The following is an 18,461-nucleotide window of genomic DNA, read 5'->3' on the forward strand; positions in this document are numbered from 1 at the left end:
GTGTGTGCGCAGCGATCGGTATTCAAAACAAGAGTGGTGGAGCCTGTCGGGATCGAACCGACGACCCCCTGCTTGCAAAGCAGGTGCTCTCCCAGCTGAGCTAAGGCCCCAAAGTGGTGGGTCTGGGAGGACTCGAACCACCGGCCTCACCCTTATCAGGGGTGCGCTCTAACCACCTGAGCTACAGACCCAGTCTCGCTCTTGATTACCAATCGTGCAGGTTACTTATGAGGACGCCTGGACAAGTAATGTGGTCTTGTCTCTAAAGGAGGTGATCCAGCCGCACCTTCCGATACGGCTACCTTGTTACGACTTCACCCCAGTCATCGGCCACACCGTGGCAAGCGCCCTCCCGAAGGTTAAGCTACCTGCTTCTGGTGCAACAAACTCCCATGGTGTGACGGGCGGTGTGTACAAGGCCCGGGAACGTATTCACCGCAGCAATGCTGATCTGCGATTACTAGCGATTCCGACTTCACGGAGTCGAGTTGCAGACTCCGATCCGGACTGAGAGAAGGTTTCTGGGATTGGCTTGCCCTCGCGGGTTTGCAGCCCTCTGTCCTTCCCATTGTAGTACGTGTGTAGCCCTGGCCGTAAGGGCCATGATGACTTGACGTCATCCCCACCTTCCTCCGGTTTGTCACCGGCGGTCTCCTTAGAGTTCCCACCATTACGTGCTGGCAACTAAGGACAAGGGTTGCGCTCGTTGCGGGACTTAACCCAACATCTCACGACACGAGCTGACGACAGCCATGCAGCACCTGTGTTCGAGTTCCCGAAGGCACCAATCCATCTCTGGAAAGTTCTCGACATGTCAAGGCCAGGTAAGGTTCTTCGCGTTGCATCGAATTAAACCACATACTCCACCGCTTGTGCGGGCCCCCGTCAATTCCTTTGAGTTTCAGTCTTGCGACCGTACTCCCCAGGCGGCGAACTTAACGCGTTAGCTTCGATACTGAGTTCCTAATTGAACCCAACATCCAGTTCGCATCGTTTAGGGCGTGGACTACCAGGGTATCTAATCCTGTTTGCTCCCCACGCTTTCGTGCCTCAGTGTCAGTGCTGGTCCAGGTAGTCGCCTTCGCCACGGATGTTCCTCCCGATCTCTACGCATTTCACTGCTACACCGGGAATTCCACTACCCTCTACCGCACTCTAGCCTGCCAGTATCCAATGCAATTCCCAGGTTGAGCCCAGGGCTTTCACATCAGACTTAACAAACCACCTACGCACGCTTTACGCCCAGTAATTCCGAGTAACGCTTGCACCCTTCGTATTACCGCGGCTGCTGGCACGAAGTTAGCCGGTGCTTATTCTTTGGGTACCGTCAGAACAATCGGGTATTAACCGACTGCTTTTCTTTCCCAACAAAAGGGCTTTACAACCCGAAGGCCTTCTTCACCCACGCGGCATGGCTGGATCAGGCTTGCGCCCATTGTCCAATATTCCCCACTGCTGCCTCCCGTAGGAGTCTGGACCGTGTCTCAGTTCCAGTGTGGCTGATCATCCTCTCAGACCAGCTACGGATCGTCGCCTTGGTGGGCCTTTACCCCGCCAACTAGCTAATCCGACATCGGCTCATCTATCTGCGCCAGGCCCGAAGGTCCCCGGCTTTCACCCGTAGGTCGTATGCGGTATTAGCGTAAGTTTCCCTACGTTATCCCCCACAAATAGGCAGATTCCGATGTATTCCTCACCCGTCCGCCACTCGCCACCCAAGGAGCAAGCTCCTCTGTGCTGCCGTTCGACTTGCATGTGTTAGGCCTGCCGCCAGCGTTCACTCTGAGCCAGGATCAAACTCTTCACTTAAAATTTTCGATACGACCGAAGTCGCATCTAATGCTTCGAGTGCAGATGTCTTTCCTGAGCTTCGAACTACTCACCAGCATTTGCATGCTTTTGAATCTTTCTTGCTCTTTCTAGAACGTCTGCTAATGGACTCACACCACCAGCCAGACGTCCGCATAAGTATCCTGCGCACACTGTCAAAGATCTTCGGAAGCGGCCTCAGCGCCTGCTTCCCAGTGCTTCGAAGTTTCCTCCGAAGCGAGCCGCCCATTGTAGCGCGGTTTTCGCTGCCGTCAACACCTCGTTGAGGGTGACTTTTCAGCGGCTTCAGCGTCCGGCCCGAAGGCGTTTCGTTGAAGCGAGCCGCACATATTACCGCGACTTTCGAGTCTGTCAACACCGTGTGAAAGCGTGTTTCCCGTCCCGCCCCGCCCGGTTCGCCGCCCCGAAGAGCAGCCCGCCGTGCGGGGCGCGAATTATGCATAGATCAATTCGGCTTGGGAAGAGGTTGCCACGAAAAAATGTCGAGAATCGCTGAACAGGCGGCCGCGTTCAGGAAAAACGCCTTTGCGACGCTATTCCACAGTGACCGACTTGGCCAGATTCCGGGGCTTGTCGACGTCGGTACCGCGGGCGAGCGCCGTGTAATAGGCCAGAAGCTGGACCGGGATCGTGTGCACGATCGGACTGAGCACGCCGACGTGGCGCGGGGTGCGGATCACGTGCACGCCTTCCGAGGGGCCGAAGTTGCTGTCGGCATCGGTGAAGACGAACAACTCGCCACCACGGGCCCTGACCTCCTGCATGTTGGACTTCACTTTTTCCAGCAGTCCGTCCTTGGGCGCGATCACCACGACGGGCATGTCCGCATCGACCAGGGCCAGCGGTCCGTGCTTGAGCTCTCCGGCCGGATAGGCTTCGGCGTGGATATAGGAAATTTCCTTGAGCTTGAGCGCACCCTCCAGCGCAATGGGGTAATGCACGCCGCGCCCCAGGAACAGGGCGTGCTGCTTGGGCGTGAACTTCTCCGCCCACAGCGAGATCTGCGGTTCCAGGTTGAGTGCGTGCTGCACGCTGCCGGGGAGCTGGCGGAGATCCTCGATATAGGCCGCCTCCTGCTCTACAGCGAGCCGGCCGTTGAGCTTTGCCAGAGTGACGGCGAGCGCGAACAGTCCGACGAGCTGGGTGGTGAATGCCTTCGTCGAGGCGACGCCGATCTCGGCGCCCGCCCGGGTGTAGAACACCAGGCGACTCGCGCGCGGGATCGCGCTCTCGGGCACGTTGCAGATGGACAGGGTCCGGTTGTGGCCCAACGACTTGGCGTACTTGAGCGCCTCCATCGTGTCGAGGGTCTCGCCGGACTGGGAGATGGTGACGATCAGATGCTTCGGATTCGCGACCGCGCGTCGGTACCGGTACTCGCTGGCAATCTCGACCGAGCACGGCAGGCCACTGATCGCCTCGATCCAGTAGCGCGCGACCGAGCCGGCATAGAAGCTGGTGCCGCAGGCGAGGATCTGCACGCCCTCCACCTCGCGCAGTACCTCGCCCGCATCCGGGCCGAACAGAGTCGGCTCGAATGCGGCAACGTCGATGATCGCCTCCATCGTGTCGGCAAGCGCCCTGGGCTGCTCGTGGATCTCCTTCTGCATGTAATGCCGGTAGGGACCGAGTTCGAGCGAGGCGAGCGAAACGTCGGAGAGATGTTCTTCGCGGGTGACCGGAGCGCCGCTGCTGTCATAGACCTGCACTTTCGTGCATGTCAGGACCGCCGTGTCGCCTTCCTCGAGGAAGATCACCCGACGCGTCGCCTGCAGGATCGCCGAGACGTCGGATGCGACGAAGTTCTCGCCCTCGCCCAGCCCGATGAGCAGCGGACAGCCCATGCGCGCCACGACCATGCGATCCGGATCGGTCTTGTCGATCACCGCCAGCGCATACGCGCCTTCGAGTTCACGAACCGATGCCTGCAGCGCAGCGAGCAGATCCAACCCTCGGGACTGGTGGTGGTGGATCAGATGCGCGATCACCTCGGTGTCGGTCTGCGACTCGAACACGTAGCCGAGCCCCGTCAAGCGCTCGCGCTGCGCTTCGTGGTTTTCGATGATGCCGTTGTGCACCAGGGCCAGGCTGTCATGGCTGATGTGCGGGTGCGCATTGGTTTCGGTCACGCCGCCATGCGTGGCCCAGCGGGTATGGCCGATGCCGAGCCGGGCGGTCAGGCCCTGCGCCAGCGCAGCCGATTCCATTTCCGCGACGCGGCCGGTGCGGCGGACGCGCTGGACGACGCCTCCGGCCACGACTGCAATGCCGGCCGAATCGTAGCCGCGATATTCCAGCCGCTTCAGACCCTCGACAAGGACGGGAACTACATCGCGACCTGCGATGGCGCCGACGATTCCGCACATGCGGCCTGCTCCTTCTATTGGGACGCCCATTCTAGCGACGACTGCTCGAGTCCTCGCAGCTTCACTAGTTGAGGGAATACGCGACGCTGCGTCGCAAAACCCCACGCGGTGCGCGGTTTCGTGGCGCGCGCGCCCGTCCTCGCGGCTGCGTGTGTCCGCAGCGGACGTCCGACCAAGGCTGCGGACACCGGGCGCCATAAATTTTTCCTTTTGAATCAGTAAGATGGAGTTGGCACGCGACATGCGTAGGTGTGGGGACCTACTACGGATCGCCTGTATGTCCAGCGCCACTACCCCTTCTTCGCCACCGCCCCGCCCCGCCGGCATTCGCGATACCGCCGGGCAGGACACGGTGCACGCGTCATCCCGCACCGCCCGACGCCGGCCCTGGCTGCTCGGCGGGGCCGCATTGCTGGCGGTACTCGGACTGTCCGCCTGGCTGTTGACCGGCTGGGCATCGGGCGCGAGCTCGGTGGACGCGCAGCGCCTGCGCTTTGCCGACGTGACCCGCGGCGATCTGGTCCGCGACATCGCAGCGGAAGGCCGGGTGATCGCCGCGAACAGTCCTACCCTGTACGCCATTTCGGGCGGCATGCTGACGCTTAAGGTCGTCGCCGGTGACCGCGTCGAACGCGGGCAGGCCCTGGCCGAGATCGACAGCCCCGAGCTGCGCAGCAAGCTTGCGCAGGAAGAAGCGACCCTGGCCGGGTACGAAGCCGAGGCCGGCCGGGCGGACCTCGACGCGCAACTGCGCCGCGCCGAAGCGCGCAAGGTCCTCGACCAGGCGCAGATCGACCGCACCGCAGCCCAGCGCGATCTCCAGCGCTACCAGCGCGCGTTCGAAGGCGGCGCGGTCGCGCAGGTGGACCTCGCGCGCGCGCAGGACACTTTGAAGAAGACCGAGATCGGCGTGTCGTCGGCGACCGAGGACCTGGGCCTGCAGGGACGCGGCGCCACCCTGGACACGCGCAACAAGCAGCTGGTCGCCGAGCGCCAGCGCAGCGTGGTGACGGAGGTCCGGCGCCAGGTCGACGCGTTGACCCTGCGTGCGCCCTTCGACGGCATCGTCGGCCAGGTCCAGGCGGTGCAGAGCAGCAATGTCGCGGCCAACGCACCGGTCCTCTCGGTCGTCGACCTGTCGGTGTTCGAAGTCGAAATCCGCGTGCCGGAGAGCTTCGCGCGTGATCTGGAGATCGGCATGCCGGCCGAGCTGCGTAGCGTCGGCACGGCCTACCCGGCGAAGGTCTCGGCGGTTTCGCCCGAGGTGGTCAACGGCGAGGTGGTGGCGCGGCTGCGCTTCGACGAGGACAGCCAGCCGCCGGGTCTGCGCCAGAGCCAGCGCCTGAGCGCGCGCATCCTGCTCGATACCCGCAAGGACGTGCTGATGGTCGCCCGGGGCCCCTTCCTCGACCAGGAAGGTGGCAGCGCGGCCTACGTGCTCGAGGGCAACACGGCGGTACGCCGACCGATCACCGCCGGCGCCAGCAGCCTGTCGTCGGTGGAGATCATCGAAGGCCTGCAAGCTGGCGAGCGCGTCATCGTCGCCGGTACCGATCAGTTCGACAACGCGGAGCGTGTCCGCATCTCGGGACTATGACCATGAAAACTGCGTTCGATTTGCCGTTCCCTTCCAGCTGGACCGCAGATGACCTCGCCGCCGCGATGCCTCGCCCACTGTCGGCGAGCTTCGACGCGAGCCTGGCGTCCGCCGCCCGGGCCGGGCGACGCGCTGTCGTCTTCGGCCGCGCAACACGCCCAACGCTCGGCCGCGACCTGCCGCTGCTGTTCCGCGTCCGCTGAGCCGCCCAACGCATCCTTCCACTACGCCACAGGACATCCCCATGCTCGACATGCGCCAGGTCGCCAAGGTCTACCGCACCGAACTCGTCGAAACCCACGCACTGCGCTCTCTCGACCTGCATGTCGCGGAAGGCGAGTTCGTTGCCGTCACCGGGCCCTCCGGCTCCGGCAAGACGACCTTTCTCAACATCGCCGGTCTGCTGGAGACCTTCACCGGGGCGAGTACCGGATCGACGGGGTCGAAGTGCGCGGCCTCGGCGACGACGCGCGCTCGAGACTGCGCAACGAGAAGATCGGCTTCATCTTCCAGGGCTTCAATCTGATTCCGGACCTCAACCTGTTCGACAACGTCGATGTGCCGCTGCGTTACCGCCGGATGCCGGCGGCCGAGCGCCGCCTGCGCATCGAGGAATCGCTGTCGCTGGTCGGCCTGGGTTCGCGCATGAAGCACTACCCGGCGGAGCTGTCGGGTGGCCAGCAACAGCGCGTGGCGATCGCGCGGGCGCTTGCCGGCAGCCCGCGTCTGCTGCTGGCCGACGAGCCCACCGGCAACCTCGACTCACAGATGGCGCGCAGCGTGCTCGAGCTGCTGGAGGACATCAACGCACGCGGCACGACCATCGTGATGGTCACGCACGATCCGGAACTCGCCGCGCGCGCGCACCGCAACGTGCACATCGTGGACGGCATGGCGACCGACCTGCAGGCGCTGCACGCAGCACCCGCTCACGCCAACCCTGCGCACGTCGCTGCCGGCGCCTGAGGAGACGGACATGTTCGGCTACTACCTGCAGCTTGCGCTGCGCAGCTTCCGCAACAGTCGCATGCTCACCGGACTGATGGTTCTGGCGATCGCGCTGGGCATCGGCGCCAGCATGACCACGCTGACCGTGTTCCACGTGCTGTCGGGCGATCCCATCCCCGACAAGAGCGATCGCCTGTTCTACGTCCAGCTCGACGCGGCGGATATGCATGGTTTCGTGGCCGGTGAGGAACCGGACCGCAACATCACCCGCATGGACGCCGAAACCCTGCTGCGCGAGGCGCGTGGCACCCGCCAGGCGATGATGAGTGGCGGCTTCGTCGCGGTGCAGCCCGATGGTGGGCGCACCCCATTCTTCACCGACGCGCGCTACACCTCGGCCGACTTCTTCGCGATGTTCGATGCGCCTCTGGCCCACGGTCGTGCGTGGGGCGCCGAGGACGACGCTGCGCGCGCCCGCGTGGCGGTGATTTCGGGCGAGACGAACCGCAAAGTGTTCGGCGGCGGCGACAGCACCGGTCGCACGCTGCGCATCAACGGCCAGGACTTCCAGGTGATCGGAGTACTCGATGCATGGATGCCGACGCCGCGGTTCTGGGACCTGAGCCTGCAGAGCTTCAACACACTCGAATCGATCTTCGTCCCGCTCTCCACCGCAATCGAGCTGAAGCTCTCGCGCATGGGCAGCATGAACTGCTGGGCCGATTCCGGCGGCGACTTCGATGCCCTCAATGCGCCCTGCAGTTGGGTGCAGTACTGGGTGGAACTCCCGGGCGCAGCCGATGCGGCCGCATACCGCGACTATCTGCTGAGCTACTCCGAACAGCAGCGCGCCGCCGGCCGCTTCGAGCGTCCCGCCAACGTGCGCCTGCGCGATGTTCCGTCGCTGCTCGATCATCACCAGGTCGTGCCCAGCGATGTCAGGCTGCAACTGTGGCTCGCCCTCGGCTTCCTGCTGGTGTGCCTGGTCAATACCGTCGGACTGCTGCTCGCCAAGAGCCTGCGGCGCGCGTCGGAGATTGGCGTGCGCCGCGCCCTGGGTGCGTCGCGGCGCGAAATCTTTACCCAGTTCATCGTCGAGGCGGGCGCGATCGGCGTGGCCGGCGGCATCTGCGGCCTGGGCCTGGCGCTGCTCGGGCTGTGGGCCGTCCGGCAGAACCCCAGCAGCTACGCCAAGCTCGCCCAGCTCGACACCACGATGCTGCTGACAACCTTCGCCCTGTCGATCTTCGCCAGCCTGCTCGCCGGGATGCTGCCCGCATGGCGGGCGATGCAGGTCACGCCCGCGATCCAGCTCAAGTCGCAGTAACCGGAACTTCCGAGGCCACCCATGGACATCCGCCCCATCCTTTCGACGCTGCGTCGGCACAAAACCGCTGCGGCGCTGATCGTCATCGAGATCGCGCTTGCCTGCGCGATCATCTGCAACGCGATCTACCTCATCGATCGCCGCCTCGACCATATGGCGCGACCCAGCGGCACGGTCGAGAACGAGATCGTCCGCATCCAGATGCCGAGCATCGACGAACGTGACGCCACCGATCGCAAGGCGGGCGTCGAACGCGACCTCGCCGCGCTGCGCGCCATCCCGGGCGTGCGTCACGTCGCCGCGGCCACCCAGATCCCCTACGGCAACAGCAGCTCGACCACCGGCGTGCGACTGCACCCCGACCAGGTCAGCGACACGCTGCTCGCTTCGCCCTACCTGGGGACGGAGGAGTTGCTCGAAACCTTCGGCCTGCAGCTCGTGGCCGGGCGTCGTTTCAATGCCGACGAGTTCATCGACTCGAGCGACCTCCAGAGCGGCGGGGATGCAGCCCGGACGCCTGCGGCCATCATCAACCGGGCGATGGCCGAGCGGCTGTTCCCGGGCGAGAACGCGGTCGGCAAGCAGATCTACAGCATGGGAACAGCGGCGATTCCCATCGTCGGCATCGTCGATACGCTGGCGATGCCCACCGATGGCACGGGGCCGGGTGACGCAACGATGCTGCTACCGGTCCGCAACTACTCCAACGGCATCAACTATGTGATCCGTACCGACCCCGCGCAGCGCCGCGAGGTGCTCGAGGCGAGTGTGGCCGCGCTTTCCCGGCTCGATCCCGACCGGGTGGCGGTCAACAGCGATCTGCTCAGTGACCTGCGCGACCGCTACTACCGCGAGGATCGCGCGATGGCCGGGCTACTGGTGGTGGTGTGCATCGCGCTGCTGGTGGTCACCGCGCTCGGCATCGTCGGGCTGGCGAGCTTCTGGGTGCAGCAGCGCACCAAGCAGATCGGCATCCGCCGCGCGCTCGGCGCCACCCGCAGCCAGATCCTGCGGTACTTCCAACTGGAGAACTTCCTGCTCGCCACGATCGGCATCGTGCTGGGCATGCTGTTGGCCTATGGGCTCAACCAGCTGCTGATGTCGCGCTACGAACTGGGACGCCTGCCGCTGGGGTACCTGCCAGCCGGCGCCTTGGCCCTGTGGCTGCTCGGCCAGATCGCGGTGTACTGGCCGGCGCGACGCGCGGCCTCGGTGCCGCCGGCGGTGGCGACCCGCAGCATCTGATCCGCCCTGCCGACCGATTGTTGCGTCCGTGCCGGGCGCCGACGACCATGCCTTTTCGATTGCCGCACCTCCACTCACGCGAGCGCTGATGCCCACGATCCTTGTCATCGATGACAACCCTGCCGTTGCCACCGCGCTCGAACTGTTGTTCTCGCTGCACGACATCGCCTGCGAGCACGCTGCAACGCCCGAAGCCGGCATCGAGCGCCTGCGCGCCGGTGGTATCGATCTGGTCGTGCAGGACATGAACTTCGGCGCCGACACGACCTCCGGTGACGAGGGCGTCGCCCTGTTCCACGAGATCCGGCGGTTCGATCCCGACCTGCCGGTCGTGCTGTTGACCGCGTGGACGCGCCTGGAGTCTGCGGTGGACCTGATCCGCGCCGGCGCCGCCGACTATCTGGGCAAGCCCTGGGATGACGGCAAGCTGCTTGCGACGGTCAACAACCTGCTGGAGCTGGCCTTCGCGCGGCGGGAGCTCGATACGCGCACGCGCGACGACCGTCGCCGCCGCGATGCCCTCTGCAATGGCCGCGACCTGCGCGGTCTGGTCTGGGACGACCCGGCCAGCGAAGCGACGCTGGCGCTTGCCCTGCAGGTCGCGGCATCTTCGCTGCCGGTGCTGCTCACCGGGCCGAACGGTACGGGCAAGGAGAAATACGCCGAGATCCTGCACGCCAACTCGCCGGTGCGGGATGGGCCGTTCATTGCGGTGAACTGTGGCGCCTTGCCGAACGACCTGGTCGAAGCCGAGCTGTTCGGCGCCGAGGCCGGCGCCTACACCGGCGCGACCCGGGCGCGCGAAGGGCGTTTCGAGGCTGCGGATGGTGGCACGTTGTTCCTGGACGAGATCGGCACGCTGCCGCCGTCGGGCCAGGTGAAGCTGCTGCGCGTGCTCGAGACCGGCCGGTTCGCGCGCCTCGGCGGCCACCGCGAGCGCAGCGTGCAGGTGCGCGTGCTCAGCGCGACCAACGCCAACCTGCCTGCGATGATCGCCGACGGCCGATTCCGGGAAGACCTCTACTACCGGCTCAACGGCATCGAACTGCGTCTGGCGCCACTGGCGCAGCGGCCGCGCGACATCCTGCCGCTTGCCCGGCACTTTCTCGCCGGACGAAAGCCGCTCTCCGAAGAAGCGGAACGCGCACTGCTGCAGTACCGCTGGCCGGGCAACGTGCGGGAACTGCGCAATGTGATCCAGCGCGCCGAGCTGCTGGCCCGCGATACGCGCATTGCAGCGGCCGATCTGGCCTTGCCCCTCACGCCCCGGCCCGATGCGGTCACGCGTGAACGCGAACCCGACCGCGCGGAAATCGAGGCCGCGCTCGGCCGCAGCGGTGGCGTGCTGGCGCAGGCGGCGAGCGAGCTCGGACTGTCGCGTCAGGCGCTGTATCGACGCCTCGACCGCCTCGGCATCCGGCGCGACTGACATGCGCTGGCGTCAGCGGCTGCCACTGCCCCTGGTCCTGTCCGCAGTGGCGCTCGCTCACGTCGCGCTTGGCGCATCGCTGGCGCTGCTGCTGCAACGCTGGCTCCCGAACTGGGCCGCGATCGCCTGCGCCACGCTGCTTTGCGCGCCTTCGCTGGTGTGGTGCCTGATGTGGGCGATCGCGCCCGCGCATGCCCTGTTCCGCGCACTTACCGGCACGGTAGCCAGTTACCGCGATGGCGATTACGGCTTCAGCCTCGCCTGGCACGGCCGTGGCGCGCTGGGCGAACTCGTCGCCGCCCACAACGAGCTGGGCGAGACGTTGCGTGCGCAGCGTCTGTCACTGGTCCAGCGCGAACTGCTGCTCGACACCATGGTGCAGAACACGCCGGTGGCCATGCTGCTGATCGGTCCGACCGGCCACGTCGTGCACGCCAATCTCGCCGCGCGGCGCACGTTCGGTAAAGGTCGCCGGCTCGAGGGCCACATGTTCTCGGCGCTGCTGAACGAAGCGCCGACCGCCCTGGTCGACGCGTTCGCACGCGGCGGCGACGGACTGTTCACCACCGGCGATGGCGAAGCAGAAGAGATCCATCATCTCTCGCGCCGGCACTTCCGCCTCAACGGGCGCCGCCACGAACTCCTGCTGCTGCGCCGGATGACCACCGAGCTGCGCCGGCAGGAAGTCCAGACCTGGAAGAAGGTCATCCGGGTGATCAGCCACGAACTCAACAATTCATTGGCGCCGATCGCGTCACTGGCGCATTCGGGCGGGGAGTTGCTGCGCCGGGGGCAGCTGGAGCGCCTGCCCGACGCGCTGCGCACGATCGAGGAACGCGCACGTCACCTGGAAGGCTTCATCCGCGGCTATGCGCACTTCGCCAAACTGCCCGCGCCGCGGCGCACGCGTGTCCACTGGCGTGATTTTCTCGACCAGCTGCGCAGCCACGTCGCGTTCGTGGATGCAGCGCCGGTGGATCCGTCGCAGACCGGCAGTTTCGACCCCGCCCAGATCGAACAGGCACTGCTGAACCTGCTGCGCAACGCGCACGAGGCCAGCGGTGACCCGGCAGCGGTCACGATCGCGCTGCGCAGGGGAGTGGACGACTGGCGCATCGAGGTCCTCGATCGCGGCAGTGGCATGAGCGAGGCGGTGCTTGAAAACGCCTTGCTGCCGTTCTACTCCACCAAACGCAACGGCACCGGGCTCGGCCTCGCACTGGCGCGTGAGATCGCCGAGGCCCATGGCGGCCGGATCGCGCTGCTCAACCGCGAAGACGGCGGCCTGTGCGTGACCCTGGTCCTGCCCGACTGACCGACCCGGCGCACGAACGAACGCCGGCACCCGGTTGGCGACGGCGGCTGGCAACACGCCAGGCGACGGAGTTTCCCGCCGCAACCCTCCGCTTCCGCCGTCGCCTGTGCGTCGCTCCAGGCGACACCTCTCATGAGCGCGCTACGCGGCGCGGATCCGGCGCCTGCGCCTGCGCCTGCGCGGTCGACCAACCCAGGTGACGACAACCGCGGCGTGAAGCAGGTCAGCGCTTTTTCGTGGGGCGCACCCAGCCCTCGATAACGGTCTGGCGGGTCCGTGCGACCGCGAGCTTGCCGGGCGGCACATCCGTGGTGATGACAGAGCCGGCGCCAGTCGTCGCGCCATCGCCGATGTGCACCGGCGCGACCAGCGACGCATGCGATCCAATGAAGACGCGGTCGCCGATCACGGTCTTCGACTTGTTCACCCCATCGTAGTTGCAGGTGATCGTGCCGGCGCCGATGTTGCTGCCGGCACCGATCTCGGCATCGCCCAGATAGGTCAGGTGATTGGCCTTGCTGCCGACACCGACCGTAGTGTTCTTGGTCTCGACGAAATTGCCGATATGCACACCGTCGGCGAGTACCGTGCCGGGCCGCAGGCGCGCGAACGGACCGATCGTCACCGCGCCCTCCGCGCGCACGCCTTCGATGTCGCAGTGCGCACGTACCTCGGTGCCCTCGCCCAGGGCGACGTCCTTGAGGCGGCAGAAGGGCCCGACGCGCACGCCGTCACCGAGCGCGACACGGCCCTCGAAGATCACGTCGACATCGATCTCGACATCGCGGCCGACAATGACCTCGCCGCGGATGTCGACGCGCGCCGGATCGGCGAAACGCGCCCCTTCGACGCACAGCGCACGCACCGCGCGCAGTTGCCAGGCGCGCTCGAGCTGGGCGAGCTGCCACGGATCGTTCGCGCCTTCGGCTTCCAGCGGATCGTCGACAATGACGATCTGCGCGGCGCTGTACTCGTCGGCTGCCATCGCGAAGATGTCGGTCAGGTAGTACTCGCCCTGGACGTTGTCCGACGACAGTCGCGCGAGCCACGCCTTGAGCGCAGTGGCATCGGCGGCGAGGATGCCGGTATTGACCAGGCCGATACGACGCTGCTCCTCGTCGGCGTCCTTGTGCTCGATGATCGCGCCGACGTGACCTTCGGGATCGCGGACGATGCGGCCATAGCCGGTGGGGTCCTCGAGCTGCGCAGCGAGCACGGACAGGCGACCGTCGATCTCGATCAGCCCGCGCAGCGTCTCGGGGCGCAGCAAGGGCACATCGCCGTAGAGCACCAGCACCTGCGCCTCGTCGGGCACGTCGGGCATCGCCTGCCGCACCGCATGACCGGTGCCGAGCCGCTCGTGCTGCTCCGACCAGTGCAGGTCCGGCTGGTCGGAGAACGCGGCACGCACCTGTTCGCCGCCGTGTCCGTAGACCACATGAATGCCGGCCGGCCGGAGCGCGCGCGCGGCGGCGATCACATGCCACAGCATCGGCCGGCCGGCGATCCGCTGCAGCACCTTGGGCAGCGAGGATTTCATGCGCTTGCCCTCGCCTGCGGCGAGGATCACGACGTGCAGTGGGGCGGTCATGGCGTTCGGAACCTGGGCGGCATTCGATGATAATCCACGCCAGCATTGCAAGGATCGACGATGTCACGCATTCAAGCAGGTGCCGTTGAGGCAACAGGCGCGTACTGGAAGACAGCCGCGTGGATCACGGGTCCGGCGCTCGTCGTGCTGGGCATCGTCCTGCACGAGCTGTGGCGCGAACTGCCGTGGGAGCGCTTCGCGCTGTCGCTCGCGCTTGCACTGGTGAGCGGCCTGCTTGCCTGGCCGTTCGTGCGCTTGCTGCGCTGGTCGTGGGCGTCGGCGCTCGCACTGGTGTGGTGCGCGGCGCTGCTGCTGTACGTGGGCGTGCTGCCGGTGCTCGCCACGCTGTTGCTGGGCGCCGCTTCGGTGGCGCTTGGTCTTCGCTGGATCCCGGATGACGTGCCCGGACGGCTGGCGATCGCGGGCATTTCCGGCTATGCGGTGATCATCGGTGTCGCCGGCTGGACGGTGTCGATACAGGTGCACCACCCGGCCGTCTGGGTCGTGTTGCTCGGCTATATGCTGGTCGCGCACTGGCGCGCACTCGGGTGCCAGCTTCGGCAGTCGCGTCTCGCCTGGCGCTCGACCGCGGCCGAGCATCCGCGTGGTCTGGCCGTTGCCGTGTTGCTGCTCGGCCTCGCTTCGACCGGGGCGTGGCTGCCGACGATGCAGATGGACGACCTGACGTATCACCTGAACCTGCCGGCGCAACTCGCGCGCCATGCGCGCTATGTCGCCGATCCCGCGTTCAGTGCATGGGTGTTCGCGCCCTGGATGGGCGACGTGGGCCAGGGGGTGGCGTGGCTGCTCGGCGGGCGCGAAGCGCGTGGAGCAGTCAACACCGGCTGGCTGCTCGGCGCGGCCGTGGCCCTGTGGGGCTGCACGCAGGCCCTGGGGGCAGTGACGGCAGAGCGCCTCGCCGCCGTTGCCCTGTTCGCGAGCTTTCCGCCGCTGGTCTGGCTCATGGCGGGCATGCAGACCGAACTGCCAGCCATGGCGGTGCTGTTCGCACTCGTCACGATGGTGCTGTACGACCGCCAGGGACGCCACCTTGCAGCGACCACCGTCCTGTTTGCTGCGCTTGCAGCGCTGAAGCCGATCCACGCCCTGGCCGCCTTGCCGCTGCTGGCTTATGCACTGCGCATGGACGGTCGCCTCCTGCTGCGGCGCCTGCCTCTGATGGCCATCGTTTTCATCGCAGTTGCCGGCTCGAGTTACGCCTACGCCTGGTGGCATACCGGCAACCCGGTCTTCCCGCTGTTCAACACGATCTTCCAGTCGCCGCACTACCCGATCGAGAACATGTCGGATGCGCGGTGGACGAGCGGCTTCGGTCCGGCGCTCCCCTGGGAGATGACGTTCGAAAGCAGCCGCTTCGTCGAGGCATGGAATGGCGGCATCGGATTTCTGTGGGTTGGCCTCGCGGGGGCGTGGTTGCTGGCGGCCTGGCGACGAGGCTCGCGCACGATGGCGTTCGTCGCGCTGGGCATCGCGGTGCTGCCGCTGGTTCCGATGCAGTACGCCCGCTATGCGTTCCCCGGGCTGGTCCTGCTTCTGGTGCCGGCCCTCGCCGGCAGCCGACACATGATCGGACACCCTGGCATCTGGGTGGCGCCAATCGCACTGCTGTGCGTGCTCAACCTCGCCTTCCAGGCGAATTCGGGCTGGACGCATCATTCGGCCGCGCTCAAGCGCGCGATCCGCGCCCCTGGCAATCCCGACGCCGTACTCCCGCACTACGTCGCCGAACGCACGCTGATCGCTGCGCTTCCGGACGGACCCGGCCGGGTGCTGGCAACCGATCCACAACGGGGACATGTCGCGGAACTCGCCGGTCGGGGCAGGTTGATGACCGTGCATGCACCCGAACTCGCTGCCGCGCGCGCGGCGGCCGAGCTCGACGACAGCGGAACGGCCTGGCGCGCGCTCTTTGCCGATGTGGATGCCCGCTGGATCCTGGCGACCGAAGCCGCCGTATCCACGCCCCTGGGGCGTGCGCTGGCGGACGATGCGGACACGCACCATGTCCAGTCGATCAATGGCGTCGCGCTGTGGCGGCGTGGCCCTCCGTGAGCGGCGTGGCAGTCTGCGCAGCGTGGCAGGCCACCCGAAGCCGGGTCGGGCCGGGGTTGCGGCTCACTGACGGACGCTGCGCCGAAAGACCGGCTGGCCCAGCGATCACGCCCACCGCGACATCGCCCGGACTCTGCCGAGCCGGCCCGCACGCCGTGTCACGTCGCTGCGCGAATTCCCGGCTGTGTACGATTCAACCGCCACCGTGCGTTCCGGAGCACCGATCCCCATGAGTCTCACCCGCCAGGGACGCGACTATCTCGTGATCGGGCTGCTGCAGTGGCTGGTCGACTGGGGCATGGTCGTAGGCCTGACCCACATGGGGTTGCCGGTCGCGCCGGCGAACGTGCTCGGGCGTATCACCGGCGCGCTGCTGGGCTTCTGGCTGAACGGCAAACTGACCTTCGCCGGCGACCGGAATACGATCGGTCCCGCGCAGTTCCAGCGCTTCATGGTGATGTGGGTGACCACGACGTTGCTGAGTACCTGGGCGTTGACCGAGGTCGACGATCTCTTCGGCCTGCGCTGGGTCTGGCTCGGCAAGCCTGCGATCGAGCTGGCGCTCGGCGCAGTGGGCTTCCTGCTGTCGCGCTACTGGATCTACCGGCGCTGAGAAGCGGCTTCCCGGATCGCGGGGCCGCAAACGCAACGACCCCGCCGGAGCGGGGTCATATGCACACGCGACGCGGGCGCGAGGCCCGCTGCGTTCAATGCTTGAGGTTCTTGCGCAGACGCTCGAGCGCCTGCAGCTGGACGACGGCCTCGACCAGCTTCTGCTGCGCCTCGGCGATGTCCATCGCTTCACCGCGTCCGGCCAGGACGCGTTCCGCTTCGTCCTTGACGGCCTTCACCGCGGCTTCGTCGATCTCGTCGGCACGGATCGCCGTGTCGGCGAGGATCGTGACGACCTGGGGCTGCACCTCGAGGATGCCGCCACCGATCGCGAAATCGAGCACTTCGCCGTTCGGCTGGGTGACGACGATCTTGCCCGGCTTGAGACGCGTGATCAGCGGCGCATGGCGCGGCGCGATGCCGAGCTCGCCGAGTTCGCCGGTAGCCACGACCATGGTGGCCTCGCCTTGGAAGATCTCGGCCTCGGCGCTGACGATGTGGCAACGGATGGTGCTGCTCATAACGGGCTTCTCTACGTCGTCTCCCGCTCCCGCGAGCGGGAGTGGGCTTAGGGTGAGGGCGGTGCCCTCCTGACTACCGATCCACGCCCTCGACCGAGGGCGACGAATCAGGCGGCGATCTTCTTCGCCTTCTCGACCGCTTCGTCGATGCTGCCGACCATGTAGAACGCCTGCTCGGGCAGGTGGTCGTATTCGCCGTCGACGATGCCCTTGAAGCCACGGATGGTTTCCTTCAGCGGCACGTACTTGCCCGGCGAGCCGGTGAACACTTCGGCCACGTGGAAGGGCTGCGAGAAGAAGCGCTCGATCTTGCGTGCGCGCGACACGGCCTGCTTGTCCTCTTCCGACAGCTCGTCCATGCCCAGGATCGCGATGATGTCCTTGAGCTCCTTGTACTTCTGCAGCGTCGACTGCACGCGCTGGGCCGTGTCGTAGTGTTCGTTGCCCACGACATTGGGATCCATCTGGCGGCTGGTCGAGTCCAGCGGATCGACCGCCGGATAGATGCCGAGCGATGCGATGTTGCGGCTCAGCGTCACCGTCGAATCGAGATGCGCGAAGGTCGTTGCCGGCGACGGGTCGGTCAGGTCGTCGGCGGGCACGTAGACGGCCTGGATGGAGGTGATCGAGCCCGACTTGGTCGAGGTGATGCGCTCCTGCAGCACGCCCATTTCCTCGGCGAGCGTCGGCTGGTAGCCCACGGCCGACGGCATGCGGCCGAGCAGCGCCGACACTTCGGTACCGGCCAGCGTGTAGCGGTAGATGTTGTCGACGAACAGCAGCACGTCCTTGCCCTTGCCCGAGGCGTCCTTCTCGTCGCGGAAGTACTCGGCCATCGTCAGGCCGGTCAGCGCAACGCGCAGACGGTTGCCCGGCGGTTCGTTCATCTGGCCGTAGACCATCGCCACCTTGTCGAGGACGTTGGAGTCCTTCATCTCGTGGTAGAAGTCGTTGCCCTCACGGGTACGCTCACCCACGCCGGCGAACACCGACAGGCCTTCGTGCGCCTTGGCGATGTTGTTGATCAGTTCCATCATGTTGACGGTCTTGCCGACGCCGGCGCCGCCGAACAGGCCGACCTTGCCGCCCTTGGCGAAGGGACACATCAGGTCGATGACCTTGATGCCCGTCTCGAGCAGCTCGGTGGTCGATGCCTGGTCTTCGTACGACGGGGCCGCGCGGTGGATTTCCCAGCGATCGGACGCCTCGACCGGACCGGCCTCGTCGATCGGGCGGCCCAGCACGTCCATGATGCGACCCAGGGTGCCGGTACCGACCGGCACCGCGATGCCGCGGCCGGTGTTGACCGCGATCAGGTTGCGCTTGAGGCCGTCGGTGGAACCGAGCGCGATCGCGCGCACGATGCCGTCACCGAGCTGCTGCTGCACTTCCAGGGTGATTTCCGTGCCCTGGACCTCGAGCGCGTCGTACACCTTGGGAACTTCGTTGCGCGCGAACTCGACGTCGACGACGGCGCCGATGATCTGAACGATCTTGCCCTGACTCATTTGAGTGACTCCACTGATGTCTGTTTGATTCTGGTGCCGGAGACGGGGGCGGGACCGGGGCTGGAAAAGCGCGTTTCGCTGCTCTTGCCGCCCGGGTTC

General features: G+C 66.2%; 12 protein-coding genes, 2 tRNA genes, 1 rRNA gene and 1 pseudogene. 9 read left to right on the forward strand and 7 right to left on the reverse strand.

Translation table 11 applies throughout. The features are described 5' to 3' along the window. Positions 1-34: 34 nt before the first annotated feature. From CNR27_RS00385 to glmS, 4 genes are all read right to left on the reverse strand, one after another. Positions 35-110, reverse strand: a tRNA-Ala gene (locus CNR27_RS00385). 4 nt (positions 111-114) lie between these two features. Then, positions 115-191, reverse strand: a tRNA-Ile gene (locus CNR27_RS00390). Positions 192-264: 73 nt separating this feature from the next. Then, positions 265-1,809, reverse strand: a 16S ribosomal RNA gene (locus CNR27_RS00395). Between the two features lie 554 nt (positions 1,810-2,363). Continuing rightward, the gene (gene glmS, locus CNR27_RS00400; RefSeq protein ID WP_096296430.1) at positions 2,364-4,196 is read right to left on the reverse strand and encodes a glutamine--fructose-6-phosphate transaminase (isomerizing); all 1,833 of its coding nucleotides are present in this window, start codon (positions 4,194-4,196) and stop codon (positions 2,364-2,366) included. Positions 4,197-4,473: 277 nt separating this feature from the next. Here glmS and CNR27_RS00405 point away from each other — a divergent pair, with 277 nt between their 5' ends. From CNR27_RS00405 to CNR27_RS00435, 7 genes and pseudogenes are all read left to right on the forward strand, one after another. Next, positions 4,474-5,793: an efflux RND transporter periplasmic adaptor subunit gene (locus CNR27_RS00405; protein WP_096296431.1), complete on the forward strand. Its 1,320-nt coding sequence runs from the start codon at positions 4,474-4,476 to the stop codon at positions 5,791-5,793. 2 nt (positions 5,794-5,795) lie between these two features. Beyond that, positions 5,796-5,996, forward strand: coding sequence for a hypothetical protein (locus tag CNR27_RS00410; RefSeq protein WP_096296432.1), 201 nt, complete (start codon positions 5,796-5,798; stop codon positions 5,994-5,996). 41 nt (positions 5,997-6,037) lie between these two features. Next, a pseudogene (locus CNR27_RS00415) lies at positions 6,038-6,759 on the forward strand (ABC transporter ATP-binding protein). Positions 6,760-6,769: 10 nt separating this feature from the next. Further along, the gene (locus CNR27_RS00420) at positions 6,770-8,068 is read left to right on the forward strand and encodes an ABC transporter permease (RefSeq protein WP_096296433.1); all 1,299 of its coding nucleotides are present in this window, start codon (positions 6,770-6,772) and stop codon (positions 8,066-8,068) included. A 21-nt stretch (positions 8,069-8,089) separates the two neighbouring features. Next, positions 8,090-9,313 (forward strand): ABC transporter permease, encoded by a 1,224-nt coding sequence (locus tag CNR27_RS00425; protein ID WP_096296434.1) that lies wholly within the window; start codon positions 8,090-8,092, stop codon positions 9,311-9,313. Between the two features lie 88 nt (positions 9,314-9,401). Further along, the gene (locus CNR27_RS00430; protein WP_096296435.1) at positions 9,402-10,742 is read left to right on the forward strand and encodes a sigma-54-dependent transcriptional regulator; all 1,341 of its coding nucleotides are present in this window, start codon (positions 9,402-9,404) and stop codon (positions 10,740-10,742) included. A 1-nt stretch (position 10,743) separates the two neighbouring features. Next, the gene (locus CNR27_RS00435; protein ID WP_096296436.1) at positions 10,744-12,057 is read left to right on the forward strand and encodes a sensor histidine kinase; all 1,314 of its coding nucleotides are present in this window, start codon (positions 10,744-10,746) and stop codon (positions 12,055-12,057) included. Positions 12,058-12,280: 223 nt separating this feature from the next. On the opposite strand, the gene glmU is transcribed toward CNR27_RS00435, so the two are convergent. Next, positions 12,281-13,648 carry a bifunctional UDP-N-acetylglucosamine diphosphorylase/glucosamine-1-phosphate N-acetyltransferase GlmU gene (gene glmU, locus CNR27_RS00440; protein WP_096296437.1) on the reverse strand — a complete coding sequence of 456 codons (1,368 nt, stop codon included), beginning with the start codon at positions 13,646-13,648 and terminating at the stop codon, positions 12,281-12,283. A 60-nt stretch (positions 13,649-13,708) separates the two neighbouring features. On the opposite strand from glmU, the gene CNR27_RS00445 reads away from it, so the two are divergent. Together CNR27_RS00445 and CNR27_RS00450 are read left to right on the forward strand one after the other, a co-directional pair. Then, positions 13,709-15,721 (forward strand): hypothetical protein, encoded by a 2,013-nt coding sequence (locus CNR27_RS00445; protein ID WP_096296438.1) that lies wholly within the window; start codon positions 13,709-13,711, stop codon positions 15,719-15,721. A gap of 229 nt (positions 15,722-15,950) precedes the next feature. Then, positions 15,951-16,334, forward strand: a complete 384-nt coding sequence (locus CNR27_RS00450; protein ID WP_096296439.1) for a GtrA family protein — start codon at positions 15,951-15,953, stop codon at positions 16,332-16,334. Between the two features lie 94 nt (positions 16,335-16,428). Here CNR27_RS00450 and CNR27_RS00455 read toward each other — a convergent pair whose 3' ends face one another. Further along, positions 16,429-16,854: a F0F1 ATP synthase subunit epsilon gene (locus CNR27_RS00455; protein WP_096296440.1), complete on the reverse strand. Its 426-nt coding sequence runs from the start codon at positions 16,852-16,854 to the stop codon at positions 16,429-16,431. A 107-nt stretch (positions 16,855-16,961) separates the two neighbouring features. Beyond that, a complete protein-coding gene (atpD, locus tag CNR27_RS00460; RefSeq protein ID WP_096296441.1) occupies positions 16,962-18,362 on the reverse strand; it encodes a F0F1 ATP synthase subunit beta in 1,401 nt (466 codons plus the stop codon). Positions 18,363-18,461 lie beyond the last annotated feature (99 nt).

The organism is Luteimonas chenhongjianii (assembly GCF_002327105.1).
Lineage (GTDB): Bacteria > Pseudomonadota > Gammaproteobacteria > Xanthomonadales > Xanthomonadaceae > Luteimonas > Luteimonas chenhongjianii.

Excerpts from the sequence above, each read along its gene's own strand:
- CNR27_RS00435 (WP_096296436.1), top strand. The coding sequence starts at position 10,744 with ATGCGCTGGCGTCAGCGGCTGCCACTGCCCCTGGTCCTGTCCGCAGTG.
- CNR27_RS00410 (WP_096296432.1), top strand. The coding sequence starts at position 5,796 with ATGAAAACTGCGTTCGATTTGCCGTTCCCTTCCAGCTGGACCGCAGAT.
- CNR27_RS00425 (WP_096296434.1), top strand. The coding sequence starts at position 8,090 with ATGGACATCCGCCCCATCCTTTCGACGCTGCGTCGGCACAAAACCGCT.
- CNR27_RS00430 (WP_096296435.1), top strand. The coding sequence starts at position 9,402 with ATGCCCACGATCCTTGTCATCGATGACAACCCTGCCGTTGCCACCGCG.
- CNR27_RS00450 (WP_096296439.1), top strand. The coding sequence starts at position 15,951 with ATGAGTCTCACCCGCCAGGGACGCGACTATCTCGTGATCGGGCTGCTG.
- CNR27_RS00455 (WP_096296440.1), bottom strand. The coding sequence starts at position 16,854 with ATGAGCAGCACCATCCGTTGCCACATCGTCAGCGCCGAGGCCGAGATC.
- CNR27_RS00420 (WP_096296433.1), top strand. The coding sequence starts at position 6,770 with ATGTTCGGCTACTACCTGCAGCTTGCGCTGCGCAGCTTCCGCAACAGT.
- CNR27_RS00445 (WP_096296438.1), top strand. The coding sequence starts at position 13,709 with ATGTCACGCATTCAAGCAGGTGCCGTTGAGGCAACAGGCGCGTACTGG.
- glmU (WP_096296437.1), bottom strand. The coding sequence starts at position 13,648 with ATGACCGCCCCACTGCACGTCGTGATCCTCGCCGCAGGCGAGGGCAAG.
- atpD (WP_096296441.1), bottom strand. The coding sequence starts at position 18,362 with ATGAGTCAGGGCAAGATCGTTCAGATCATCGGCGCCGTCGTCGACGTC.
- CNR27_RS00405 (WP_096296431.1), top strand. The coding sequence starts at position 4,474 with ATGTCCAGCGCCACTACCCCTTCTTCGCCACCGCCCCGCCCCGCCGGC.
- glmS (WP_096296430.1), bottom strand. The coding sequence starts at position 4,196 with ATGTGCGGAATCGTCGGCGCCATCGCAGGTCGCGATGTAGTTCCCGTC.